Here is a 12,153-nt window from a genome sequence, read left to right as displayed (position 1 = left end):
GAGAAACCCATGGGACAGCGTACGCCTCTGTATGACCTGCATCTCGCCCTTGGCGCGAAGATGGTCGATTTTGGCGGTTGGGACATGCCACTGCATTACGGCTCGCAGGTCGAGGAGCACCACGAAGTGCGCCGCGATTGCGGGGTGTTCGATGTTTCCCATATGACCGTTATCGACGTCACCGGTGCCCAGGCCAAAGCCTGGCTCCAGCATTTGCTGGCCAATGATGTCGAACGCCTGCACCGCCCCGGCCGTGCCTTGTACAGCACCATGCTCAACGAGCGTGGCGGCATCGTCGACGACATGATCGTCTACCGCCTCGACGACGGTTATCGCCTGGTGGTCAACGCCTCCACCCGCGATCAGGATCTGGCGTGGATGCAGGCGCAGCTCGGCGGTTTCGACGTGCAATTGCACGAACGCTCTGAGCTGGCGATGCTGGCCATTCAGGGGCCGCAGGCCCGGCACAAGATTGCCGAACTGGTGACCCAGTCCCGCGCCGCGCTGATCCAGCACCTCAAGCCTTTCGAAGCCCACGCCGACGGCGACTGGTTCATTGCCCGCACCGGCTACACCGGTGAAGATGGTCTGGAAATCGCCCTGCCGGCCGATCAGGCGCCGGCGTTCTTCAACGATCTGGTGGGCGCCGGTATTTCCCCGATTGGTCTCGGCGCTCGGGACACCCTGCGGGTGGAAGCCGGGATGAACCTCTACGGTCAGGACATTCATCAGGATGTTTCGCCGCTTGCTTCGAACATGGCCTGGAGCATTGCCTGGGAGCCAGTCTCGCGTCAGTTCATCGGCCGCGCCGCGCTAGAGGCGGAAAAAGCCGCCGGCGTTGCGCACAAACTGGTCGGTCTGGTGCTGGAAGAGCGGGGTGTTTTGCGCGCTCATCAAGTGGTTCGCATCGCCGATGTTGGCGAAGGGGAGATCACCAGTGGTAGTTTCTCTCCTACGCTAAGCAAATCGATTGCTCTGGCGCGTGTTCCGATGGCAACCGCCGACCGCGCCGAAGTGGAAATCCGTGGCAAGTGGTATCCGGTACGAGTGGTCAAACCGACCTTCGTTCGCCATGGCAAAACTTTGATCTAACCTTTCCCGGCGGGCACGACCGCTGACAATTTCTCGAGGACACCGAAGATGAGCGATATCCCTGCCGAACTGCGTTTTGCCGAAAGTCACGAATGGGCGCGTCTGGAAGCCGATGGCACCGTTACCGTGGGCATCAGCGATCACGCGCAGGAAGCGCTGGGTGATGTGGTGTTCGTCGAGCTGACCGAAGTCGGCAAGGTTTTCGCCGCAGGCGACCAATCCGGTGTGGTCGAGTCGGTAAAAGCCGCTTCCGATATCTATGCCCCAATCAGCGGCGAAGTGATCGCGATCAACGAAGATCTGGGTGCTTCGCCGGAGTTGTTGAACACCGAACCATACGGCGCCTGGATCTTCAAGCTCAAGCCAAGCAACACTGCTGAGCTGGACAAGCTGCTCGACGCAGCAGGCTACAAGGCCGCCATCGGCGAGTAAGCCCAACGCTGCGCCCCAAAGCCCCGACCTGTCGGGGCTTTTTTATGCCCGGGAGTTTCGGATTTTGGGCGGCTGCTATGCTGGTTTGACCGTGCTGCATTGACGCCGAGCGCCAGCCAAGAGAGAGCCCGTCATGTCCCAGTTGCCGTCCCTGAGCCAGTTACGTGATCCCGAAGCCTTCCTGCGCCGTCATCTCGGCCCCGATGCCGCCGAGCAACAGGCGATGCTCGACAGCCTCGGCCTCGGCAGCCGGGCCGAGCTGATCGAGCAAACGGTACCGCCGGGCATCCGCCTCAATCGCGCATTGGATCTGCCGCCAGCGCTGGATGAGCAAGCCGCGCTGGCGAAACTGCGCGGGTATGCCGAGCAGAATCAGGTCTGGACCAACCTGATCGGCATGGGCTATCACGGCACCCTGACGCCGACCGTCATCCTGCGCAATGTGCTGGAAAACCCCGGTTGGTACACCGCGTATACGCCCTACCAACCGGAAATCGCCCAAGGCCGGCTCGAAGCGCTGCTCAATTTCCAGCAACTGACCATCGACCTCACCGGCCTCGAACTGGCCAACGCCTCGCTGCTCGATGAAGCCACCGCCGCAGCCGAAGCCATGGCGCTGGCCAAGCGCGTTGCCAAGTCAAAGAGCAATCTGTTTTTCGTCGATGAGAACTGTCATCCCCAGACCATTTCCGTGGTGCAGACCCGCGCCGAAGGCTTCGGTTTCGAAGTGATCGTCGACGCTGTCGATAACTTGAGGCAGCACCAGGTGTTCGGTGCGCTGCTGCAATATCCTGACAGCCATGGCGAGATCCGGGATTTGCGGCCATTGATTGATCATTTGCATGCGCAGCAAGCGCTGGCCTGTGTTGCCACCGATCTACTGAGTTTGCTGTTGCTCACACCACCGGGCGAACTGGGTGCGGATGTGGTGTTCGGTTCATCCCAACGCTTTGGCGTGCCGATGGGCTACGGCGGCCCGCACGCCGCGTTTTTCGCCAGTCGCGAGGAATACAAACGGGCAATCCCCGGGCGGATCATCGGTGTGTCGAAAGACGCTCGGGGCAACGTGGCGCTGCGCATGGCCCTGCAGACCCGCGAGCAACATATTCGCCGCGAAAAAGCCAATTCGAACATCTGCACGGCGCAGGTTTTACTGGCCAACATCGCCAGTTTCTATGCGGTCTATCACGGACCGGAAGGCTTGAAACGCATCGCCCAGCGCGTGCATCGGCTGACCTGCATTTTGGCTGCCGGCCTTGAGCGCAACGGCATCAAACGGGTCAACGCGCAGTTTTTCGACACGCTGACGCTGGAGGTTGGCGGCGCGCAAACTGCGATCATCGAAAGCGCGCAAGCCGCGCAGATCAACCTGAGAATTCTGGGCCGTGGTCGAGTCGGCCTGAGCCTCGATGAAACGTGCGATGAGCACACCGTGGCGAAGCTGTTTGATGTGTTGCTCGGTGCTGATCATGGGCTGATCGTCGACGATCTTGACGCTGAGGCACTGGTTTGCGGCATTCCCGAAAACCTCCAGCGCAAGACGCCTTATCTGCGCCATCCGGTGTTCAACGCCCATCACAGCGAAACCGAGATGCTGCGGTATCTCAAGCAGTTGGAGAACAAGGATCTGGCGCTTAATCAGTCGATGATCCCGCTGGGCTCCTGCACCATGAAACTCAATGCCACCAGCGAGATGATCCCGATCACCTGGCCGCAGTTCGCCCATCTGCATCCGTTTGCGCCGCGAGAGCAGGCGGTCGGTTACACGTTGATGATCGAAGAACTGGAGCGTTGGCTGTGCGCGATCACCGGGTTCGATGCGATCTGCATGCAGCCAAACTCCGGCGCACAGGGTGAGTACGCCGGGTTGCTGGCGATCCGCAAATATCACGAGAGCCGCCAGCAGGGTACGCGGGACATCTGCCTGATTCCGTCCTCGGCCCACGGTACCAACCCGGCCTCGGCGCAGATGGCGGGGATGCGTGTGGTGATCGTCGAGTGCGATGAAGCGGGGAACGTCGATCTGGAGGATTTGAAGGCGAAGGCCGCCGAAGCCGGGGCCCGGTTGTCGTGCCTGATGGCGACCTATCCATCGACCCACGGCGTGTACGAGGAGGGCATCAGCGAAATCTGCGAGGTTATCCACCAGCACGGCGGTCAGGTTTACATGGACGGCGCCAACCTCAACGCACAAGTCGGGCTGGCGCGCCCGGCCGATATTGGCGCCGATGTCTCACACATGAATTTGCACAAGACTTTCTGCATTCCTCATGGCGGCGGTGGGCCAGGGATGGGGCCGATCGGGGTTGGCGCGCATCTCGCTCCGTTCGTCGCCAATCATCCGGTGGTGCCGATTGACGGGCCACTGGCGCAGAACGGCGCGGTCAGCGCGGCGCCGTGGGGCAGCGCAAGTATTCTGCCGATCAGCTGGATGTACATCGCCATGATGGGCCCGCAACTGGCGGACGCTAGCGAAGTGGCCATTTTGGCGGCGAATTACCTGGCGCAGCATTTATCTGGAGCGTTCCCGGTGCTTTACACCGGGCGCAACGGGCGGGTGGCCCATGAATGCATTCTCGATCTGCGGCCGTTGAAGGCACAGACCGGCATCAGCGAAGAGGACGTCGCCAAGCGTTTGATGGATTACGGTTTCCATGCGCCAACCATGTCATTCCCGGTGCCGGGGACATTGATGGTCGAACCGACCGAGAGTGAATCGAAGGCTGAACTGGACCGGTTCATCGGCGCCATGTTGAGCATTCGTGCAGAAATCACCGAAGTTCAGAACGGCAACTGGCCGGCGGAAGACAACCCGCTCAAACGTGCGCCGCACACGTTGGCGGATGTCACCGGAGTCTGGGAGCGGCCCTACAGCATCGAGCAAGGCATCACGCCGGATGCGCACACCAAGGCTCACAAGTATTGGCCGGCGGTGAATCGGGTGGATAACGTTTATGGGGATCGCAATCTGTTTTGCGCTTGTGTCCCCGTGGACGATTACCGCTAAAGATCTTTTGATTTTGTTCCACAAAAAATGCCGCTCATATGAGCGGCATTTTTGTGGGCGAAAGGCTTACTCGGAAGCCACGGCATTCTTCGCCAGAATCGCATTCGCCAGTTCCATGTCCGTCGCTTGAAGGCCCGGGTTGTCGGCGCGAACTTTCTGCATCGCTGCTTCCAGATACGGCCCACGAATGCCGCCATCGCTGGCAACGAAGCTGCCGGCATCATCCTGCGCAGCGACGATCAGCTTGTGATCCTTGAAGGTCAGGTAAGTCGAGCCAGTGGTAGCGCCGGACGAAATGACGTTACGCCAAAAGCTGTCGGCCATCGCTGAACCAACGGGAAGGGACAGCAAGGCCAGAGTGGCGACAGCAAGTTTGAGACGCATGATTTAGGTGACTCCTGGGGGTTAACTACGGCGTTGGATCGTCATTTACCGATCCGGTTCCATGCACACTAATCGGCACGTTCCACCAGGAATATCACGCCTTGTTGTCCCGTTACGCGAACGCGCTCGCCGACCGGTGTGTCAGGCCCACGGGCAATCCAGACGCCATCTGCAACTTTGATTTTGCCGCGGCCGTCGACGATCGCCTCGCTGACCACGAACACTTTGCCGATCAGCTCCTGGCCCCGCAGATTCAGATTCGGTTGATCGCTGCGGCGCACCGCAGTGCGTTGGCGTCGCCACCAATACAGCGCGGTCAGGATCGAAAACAGCGCAAACAGCACCAGCTGGATTTCCCACGGCAGCGTCGGCAGGACAAACGTCGTGACGCCGACTGCGGCGGCGGCCATGCCGATCCACAACAGGTAACCGCCAGCCCCGAACACTTCAAGAATGAGCAACACAGTGCCCAGCCCCAGCCAGCTCCAGAAGGTGAACAGTTCAGCTGGCATGGCTCAGGCCTTCTTGCCGTTAAAGGTCGCTTTGACGATCTCGCCGATGCCACCCACTGCACCGATCATCGAGCTGGCTTCCAGAGGCATCAGAATGACTTTGCTGTTGTTGGCCGAAGCCAGCTTGCCCAGCGCGTCGATGTATTTCTGCGCGACGAAATAGTTGACCGCCTGCACGTTGCCGCCGGCGATGGCTTCGGACACCACTTTGGTCGCCTGGGCTTCGGCTTCGGCCTGACGCTCCCGGGCTTCGGACTCAAGAAACGCGGCCTGACGACTACCTTCTGCTTCCAGAATCTGTGCCTGCTTTTTGCCCTCTGCGGTGAGAATCGCCGAGGCTCGCAGGCCTTCGGCTTCGAGGATTTGCGCGCGTTTGATTCGTTCGGCCTTCATCTGGCCGGACATTGCAGCCATCAGGTCGGCAGGCGGGCTGATGTCCTTGATTTCGATCCGGGTGATCTTGATGCCCCACGGTGCGGTGGCTTCGTCCACGGTGCGCAGCAGTCTTTCGTTGATGTTGTCACGCTGGCTGAGCATGGCGTCGAGTTCCATGGAACCGAGCACGGTGCGGATGTTGGTTTGCAGCAAATTGCGAATGGCGTGTTCGAGGTTGTTTACCTCGTAAGCGGCCTGGGCCGTGTTCACAACCTGGAAGAAGCACACGGCATCGATCTGTACCGTGGCGTTGTCGGCGGTGATGACTTCCTGCGGTGGGATATCCAGCACGCTTTCCATCACGTTGATCTTGCGACCGATGCGATCCATCACTGGAATGATGATGTTAAGGCCCGGTTTAAGGGTGTTGGTGTAGCGACCGAAGCGCTCGACCGTCCACTCGAAACCCTGTGGCACGACTTTGAAACCCATGAACAGAATGGCGATTGCCAGGGCCACAAACAGTAAAAGCACACTTCCGGTCTGCATAACGATTCCTTGTTGGATGGATCAATAGAGTTGCAATGGCGCAAGTGTAACGGCGTGGCCCGGGGTTAAGAACCGCTTGATGGCAATTTGGCTATTTCTGCTCGCTTTGCGGCGTCACCCGCAACACCTCCTCAATCGTCGTCAGCCCGGCCGCAACTTTCTGTGCACCCGAAAGACGCAAGCTGCGCATACCCTCCTTGAACGCCTGGCGACGGATCGCCGTGAGGTCGGTGTCGGGGGTGATGAAGGCCTTGAGGCTGTCACTCAGTTGCATGATTTCGTAGACCCCGGCGCGACCGCGATAACCGGTGTCGCGGCACTCCACGCAGCCGATCGCGCGTTGTGCATTGTTCGGCAACGGCGCCTGCCAAGGACGGGTCAGGGTTTGCCAGTCTTCTTCGTCCAGGGTCAGCGGTGCCTTGCAGTGCGGGCACAAGGTGCGCACCAGTCGTTGCGCCATCACCCCGAGAACGGTGGCTTTAATCAGATAGTGCGGCACGCCGAGTTCCAGCAAGCGGCTGATCGCGGAGGGGGCGTCGTTGGTGTGCAAGGTCGATAGCACCAGGTGACCGGTCAGCGCCGCCTGAATCGCCATTTCGGCGGTTTCGAGGTCGCGAATCTCGCCGATCATGATGATGTCCGGGTCCTGCCGCATCAGTGCGCGGACTCCGGCGGCGAAACTCAGGTCGATGTTGTGCTGGACCTGCATCTGGTTGAAGGCTGGTTCGACCATCTCGATCGGGTCTTCGATGGTGCAGAGGTTGACCTCCGGCGTCGCCAGTTTTTTCAGCGTGGTGTAGAGCGTGGTGGTCTTGCCCGAACCGGTGGGGCCGGTAACCAGAATGATGCCGTTGGGCTGGCGGGTCATGTCTTGCCAGCGGCGCAGGTCGTCAGTTGAAAACCCGAGCTGATCGAAGTCCTTGAGCAGCACTTCGGGGTCGAAGATCCGCATGACCATTTTTTCGCCGAACGCGGTGGGCAGGGTCGACAGGCGCAACTCGACTTCGCCACCGTCCGGGGTCTTGGTCTTGACCCGGCCGTCCTGGGGTTTGCGCTTCTCGGCGACGTTCATCCGGCCGAGGCTTTTCAGGCGGCTGACAATCGCCATGGTCACTTGCGGCGGGAATTGATAGACGTTGTGCAATACGCCGTCGATGCGAAAACGCACGGTGCTTTGCTCGCGGCGCGGCTCGATATGGATATCGCTGGCGCGCTGCTGAAAGGCGTATTGGAACAGCCAATCGACGATGTTGACGATGTGCGCATCGTTGGCGTCCGGCTCCTGATCACTGGCGCCGAGGTTGAGCAGTTGTTCGAAGTTGCCGAGATTGCCGCTCTGCTGATCGGCGTTGCTGGCGCCGCTGACCGATTTGGCCAAGCGGAAAAACTCGACACTGAAACGCTGTATGTCCGCCGGGTTGGCCACCACCCGCTTGACTGGCAGCTTCAGGACGTGAGTCAGGTCGGCTTCCCAGCCATTCACGTAGGGCTGGGCGCTGGCCACGGTCACCGTGTCGCGGTCGACGGCGACGGCGAGAATCTTGTGGCGTTGGGCAAAGGCATAGGACATCAGCGGCGTGATGGCGGCGACGTTGATCTTCAGCGGGTCGATGCGCAAATACGGCTGCCCGGCCTGTTGCGCCAGCCACAGGGTCAGGCTTTCCAGATCGAGGTGTTTGCCCGGTCGGCTGAGGTCGTCCAGTTGTTGGCCGGCGATGAACTCCAGCGGATGCTTCTGGCCATGTGCGGCGTGGCGACGACGGGCATTCAGCGCCTGTTCCGCCGAGTCCTGGCTGATGAAGCCTTGGGCGACCAGTTCACGCAATACATCGTTGAGTTCCAGCCAGCGGTCCTGAGTGGCGAGTTGAACGGACATGCGGGCTTCCTTTTGAGCGACATTGCGCAAAGGATAGTCGTGGCCCCGCAGACCGTTGGGCCACTACCCGACGAAGCCGTTGCCGGATTTTTCAGCCGGCCGCTTGCGCCGGCGCATCCCACACCGTGTCGGCGTTTTGCAGATTCACCGAGCAGACGCTGATCAGGTTACGAAGTTTTTCCGCAATCACTTGTGCGCGATGCCAGCTCAGGCCACTCATGACCAAGTCGATCGACAGCAGATCGTCCATTCGCTGCACGTTGACCTGCTCGGGCGTGAGGAATTGCAGCGCGAATAAATTCAGCACCCGCACCAGCACATCCGGCTCGGCTTCGGCGAGGATTTGATACTGCGCCAGGCAGTGGGGGTTGCTGACGTTCCAGACATCGGCGCGGGTCGGGCTGCTGTTGACGGCTTCGAGGTGGGGCATGGCGGGTCTCCAAAATCACTGGAGGAATTTTTACATTCGGTGCCGGGTATTTCTTATCTATGATGGGCGTTATTGGCGAATGATCGAATTGATCAATTCGTAAGATGGTTGATTAGAGGTTTTCCTATGCATAGCGAGCTGGACAGCTACGACCGCAAGATTCTCGCCCTGCTGCAAGAGGACGCTTCTCTTTCGAGTGCGCAGATCGCCGAGCAGGTGGGACTGTCGCAATCGCCGTGCTGGCGGCGGATTCAACGGATGAAAGAAGAGGGGATCATTCGCGGGCAGGTGACGTTGCTGGATCGCAAGAAAATCGGTCTGAACACGCAGATTTTTGCCGAGATCAAACTCAATGCGCACGGGCGTTCGAACTTCACCGAATTCACCGAGGCGATTCGTGGGTTTCCGGAAGTGCTGGAGTGTTATGTGCTGATGGGCGCGGTGGATTTTCTGTTGCGCATCGTCGCGGCGGACATCGAGGCGTATGAGCGGTTCTTCTTCGAGAAGCTGTCGCTGGTGCCGGGGATACAGGAAGTGAATTCGATTGTGGCGTTGTCGGAGATCAAGTCCACCACCAGTTTGCCGGTACTGCGCTGAAAGCCTTTGTGGTGAGGGGATTTACTGTGGTGAGGGGATTTATCCCCGATGGACTGCGGAGCAGTCCCAGCTTTCTAATAAAAGCGGGCCGCTTCGCGACCCATCGGGGCGGTGCGACGTTTCGCTAAATCCCCTCACCACAAAGTAATCACATACGCAGCAGCATTTTCCACGCACGATTCTGATAAACGGCAATCGCCTGCTGCTTGCGCGCATCGAGCAGTTCGTCAGTGATCGTCGGCTCGTTGGCCAGTTGCGCCAGTTTGTTCAGCTCGCCGTACAGGCGATCCATTTCCGGGATCTCCAGCACGTTACGCGCGTGGTGCAGCCAAACCTGAATGCGCTCGATACGCGGCAGTTGCTCAGCCAGATCTTCCGGCTGCTGCTGATAGCGCTGCAATTGCAGGGAGGTGGCTTCTTCGCCCAGCATGCGCGGCAACCAACTGTGCAGTTGTGCGGCGCCCTGACGGTTGCCACGAGTGTTGCGCTCGGCGGTCCAGGTGCGAGCCAGTAACCAGCGGGACGCGTTCAGCGAGAACAGGCCCCAGCGTGGGTCTTCCAGTTCTTCGAGGAATTGCTCCGGCGCGGCTTTGCGCACGTCTTCATCTTCGATACCGGCCTGAACCAGCGGGCGCCAGTCTTCCAGCAGTGCATCGAGGGCCACACGCAGGTCGTGGGTCGACGGACGCGGTGCGGCCTGGCCGAGGCTGCTGAGCAGGGCGCGCATTTCGGCAAGGTTCTCGACCCAGTCCAGCAGCAGGCGCCAGTGACCGTTGAAACGGTATTGCTCAGCCAGACGCTGGCTGCTACCGAGCAAATGCCAGCACAGCGCGGCGAATGCATCGTCCAGCTGGGTTTCGGTCGTCAGTTGTGGCGCCGGCAGGCTCAGCGAGTAGCTGTTGGCGTCGTAAAGACGATAGCCGCGCTCGGCCTTGCTGATGTCGCACGGCATCAGGGCCAGGGTTTCAGCCAGTTCGGCGGCCAGCTCCAGCAGCGCGGCAGGCTCGCCTTCGCGCAATTCCAGTTCCAGCTCGCAGATTTCTTCTTTCTGTTTGCCGACCACGACGTGGCCCAGATCCAGAGCGGCTTCGATGACCACTTTGGCCTTGCCGCGGCCCCAGGCGATTTCGGCGCGCTCGCGGACGAAATCGGTGGTGAAGATCGGCTTCAGGGTTTTCTTGTCCAGCTCGGCCAGCGACTCGGGCCAGCATTCGCCGTCGAGTTTCTTCACGTCGAGTTTGGCTTTGGGCAATTTCCAGTCGTACTCGTTACGCTCGGACAGACCGGCGACGCTTTGGCCGCGAGTTTTGAGGGTCTGAATCACCTCATCGCCATCCTTGCGCAGGCGCAGGGCGACTTTGGCCTGGGCCAGGTCACGCTCAGGAGTGTCGAAGTACTGGTTCATCAACTCACGGCGTTCCCAGCCATTTTTGTTGCGTTTTTTCAGTAACGGGTGCTCTCGCAGGGCAGCGAGGGTTTCGCGGCTGACGCGGAGTTTGATTTCGGTTTCTTTCTGCATGGCCGGAAAATCCAGGATCGGGAGCGCAGCCGGGGGAATGTGTGGCTGCCAAGGCCGTGCAGTGTACAGGACTGATTCGTCCTACGCCCTGCGGCGGTTTATTCCTGACGCCGGATGGTTCTATGATGAACCTCAATTCGGGAGTTGGAGTCAGCGATGCCTTTGCCGTCCATGAAAGACCAGTTCGCCGCGCTGATTGCTGCGCCGTCGGTCAGCTGCACGCAACCGAGCCTGGATCAGTCCAACCGGCCCGTGATCGATTTGCTCGCCGGATGGTTGGGTGATCTGGGCTTCAGTTGCGATATCCAGCAGGTCAGCCCCGGAAAATTCAACCTGCTCGCCAGCTTCGGCAGCGGCCCCGGTGGGCTGGTGCTGGCCGGGCATAGCGACACGGTGCCGTACGACGACGCGCTGTGGCAGACCGATCCGTTGAAACTCACCGAAGTCGATGGCCGTTGGGTCGGCCTCGGCAGTTGCGACATGAAGGGCTTCTTCGCCCTGATCATCGAGGCCGTGCAACCGCTGCTCGATCAGCCGTTCAAGCAACCGCTGCTGATCCTCGCGACCTGCGATGAAGAAAGCTCGATGTCCGGCGCCCGTGCGCTGGCCGAGGCCGGACGTCCGCTAGGCCGTGCTGCAGTGATCGGCGAGCCGACCGGGCTCAAACCGATCCGCATGCACAAAGGCATCATGATGGAGCGCATCGACATTCTCGGGCAGAGCGGCCACTCGTCGGATCCGCGCCTGGGCCACAGCGCCCTCGAAGCCATGCACGATGCCATCGGTGAACTGCGTGGTCTGCGCCTGTTATGGCAGCGCGAATTCAACAATCCGCAATTCAGCGTGCCGCAACCGACGATGAACTTCGGCTGCATCCATGGCGGCGATAACCCCAACCGCATCTGCGGCCAGTGTTCGCTGGAGTTTGACTTGCGACCGCTGCCGGGCATGGACCCGAAAGTGCTGCGCGCCGAGATTCTGCGCAAGCTCAAACCGGTTGCCGAGCGTCATCAGGTGAAGATCGATTACAAGCCACTGTTCCCGGAAGTGCCGCCGTTCGAGCAGGCTGAAGACGTTGAACTGGTGCGGATAGCGGAAAAACTCACTGGCCACGCGGCCGAAGCAGTAGCGTTCGGCACCGAAGCGCCTTATCTTCAGCGCCTTGGCTGCGAAACCATCGTGCTCGGCCCCGGCGACATCGCCTGCGCGCATCAGCCCGGCGAGTACCTTGAAATGTCACGTTTACAGCCTACCGTGCATCTATTGCGACAGCTGATTGAACATTACTGCCTGAAGAATTGAACGCATTCCTTGTAGGAGCTGCCGAAGGCTGCGATCTTTTGGTTTTGTTTTGAAGATCAAAAGATCGCAGCCTTCGGC

11 protein-coding genes are annotated in these 12,153 nt (G+C 60.1%); 5 read left to right on the top strand and 6 right to left on the bottom strand.

Features of this window, described 5'->3' with window-relative positions; translation table 11 throughout:
- Positions 1 to 9: 9 nt before the first annotated feature.
- The 3 genes from gcvT to gcvP all read left to right on the top strand — a co-directional run bounded on the left by gcvT (position 10) and on the right by gcvP (position 4,531).
- On the top strand, positions 10 to 1,092 hold the full coding sequence (gene gcvT, locus IAI51_RS09295; RefSeq protein WP_187678198.1) for a glycine cleavage system aminomethyltransferase GcvT: 1,083 nt from the start codon (positions 10 to 12) through the stop codon (positions 1,090 to 1,092).
- Positions 1,093 to 1,140: 48 nt separating this feature from the next.
- Entirely contained in the window at positions 1,141 to 1,524 is a 384-nt protein-coding gene (gene gcvH, locus IAI51_RS09290; RefSeq protein WP_187678197.1) for a glycine cleavage system protein GcvH, read from the top strand.
- Between the two features lie 133 nt (positions 1,525 to 1,657).
- The gene (gcvP, locus tag IAI51_RS09285) at positions 1,658 to 4,531 is read left to right on the top strand and encodes an aminomethyl-transferring glycine dehydrogenase (protein WP_187678196.1); all 2,874 of its coding nucleotides are present in this window, start codon (positions 1,658 to 1,660) and stop codon (positions 4,529 to 4,531) included.
- A gap of 66 nt (positions 4,532 to 4,597) precedes the next feature.
- On the opposite strand, the gene IAI51_RS09280 is transcribed toward gcvP, so the two are convergent.
- The 5 genes from IAI51_RS09280 to IAI51_RS09260 all read right to left on the bottom strand — a co-directional run bounded on the left by IAI51_RS09280 (position 4,598) and on the right by IAI51_RS09260 (position 8,657).
- On the bottom strand, positions 4,598 to 4,918 hold the full coding sequence (locus tag IAI51_RS09280) for a DUF2388 domain-containing protein (RefSeq protein WP_169843014.1): 321 nt from the start codon (positions 4,916 to 4,918) through the stop codon (positions 4,598 to 4,600).
- A 65-nt stretch (positions 4,919 to 4,983) separates the two neighbouring features.
- Positions 4,984 to 5,427 (bottom strand): NfeD family protein, encoded by a 444-nt coding sequence (locus IAI51_RS09275; RefSeq protein WP_187678195.1) that lies wholly within the window; start codon positions 5,425 to 5,427, stop codon positions 4,984 to 4,986.
- 3 nt (positions 5,428 to 5,430) lie between these two features.
- Positions 5,431 to 6,351, bottom strand: coding sequence for an SPFH domain-containing protein (locus IAI51_RS09270; RefSeq protein WP_187678194.1), 921 nt, complete (start codon positions 6,349 to 6,351; stop codon positions 5,431 to 5,433).
- 91 nt (positions 6,352 to 6,442) lie between these two features.
- Complete coding sequence (locus IAI51_RS09265) at positions 6,443 to 8,227, bottom strand: GspE/PulE family protein (RefSeq protein WP_187678193.1); 1,785 nt, start codon at positions 8,225 to 8,227, stop codon at positions 6,443 to 6,445.
- 91 nt (positions 8,228 to 8,318) lie between these two features.
- Positions 8,319 to 8,657, bottom strand: coding sequence for a hypothetical protein (locus IAI51_RS09260; protein WP_187678192.1), 339 nt, complete (start codon positions 8,655 to 8,657; stop codon positions 8,319 to 8,321).
- A 126-nt stretch (positions 8,658 to 8,783) separates the two neighbouring features.
- Here IAI51_RS09260 and IAI51_RS09255 point away from each other — a divergent pair, with 126 nt between their 5' ends.
- Positions 8,784 to 9,254, top strand: coding sequence for an Lrp/AsnC family transcriptional regulator (locus IAI51_RS09255; RefSeq protein WP_007913818.1), 471 nt, complete (start codon positions 8,784 to 8,786; stop codon positions 9,252 to 9,254).
- Between the two features lie 148 nt (positions 9,255 to 9,402).
- On the opposite strand, the gene IAI51_RS09250 is transcribed toward IAI51_RS09255, so the two are convergent.
- On the bottom strand, positions 9,403 to 10,773 hold the full coding sequence (locus IAI51_RS09250; RefSeq protein ID WP_187678191.1) for an inorganic triphosphatase: 1,371 nt from the start codon (positions 10,771 to 10,773) through the stop codon (positions 9,403 to 9,405).
- A 156-nt stretch (positions 10,774 to 10,929) separates the two neighbouring features.
- Here IAI51_RS09250 and argE point away from each other — a divergent pair, with 156 nt between their 5' ends.
- A complete protein-coding gene (gene argE / locus IAI51_RS09245) occupies positions 10,930 to 12,075 on the top strand; it encodes an acetylornithine deacetylase (RefSeq protein ID WP_187678190.1) in 1,146 nt (381 codons plus the stop codon).
- The last annotated feature ends 78 nt before the right edge of the window (positions 12,076 to 12,153 follow it).

Source organism: Pseudomonas sp. N40(2020), from assembly GCF_014472415.1.
Lineage (GTDB): Bacteria > Pseudomonadota > Gammaproteobacteria > Pseudomonadales > Pseudomonadaceae > Aquipseudomonas.
This window is presented reverse-complemented; position numbering and strand designations above follow the sequence as displayed.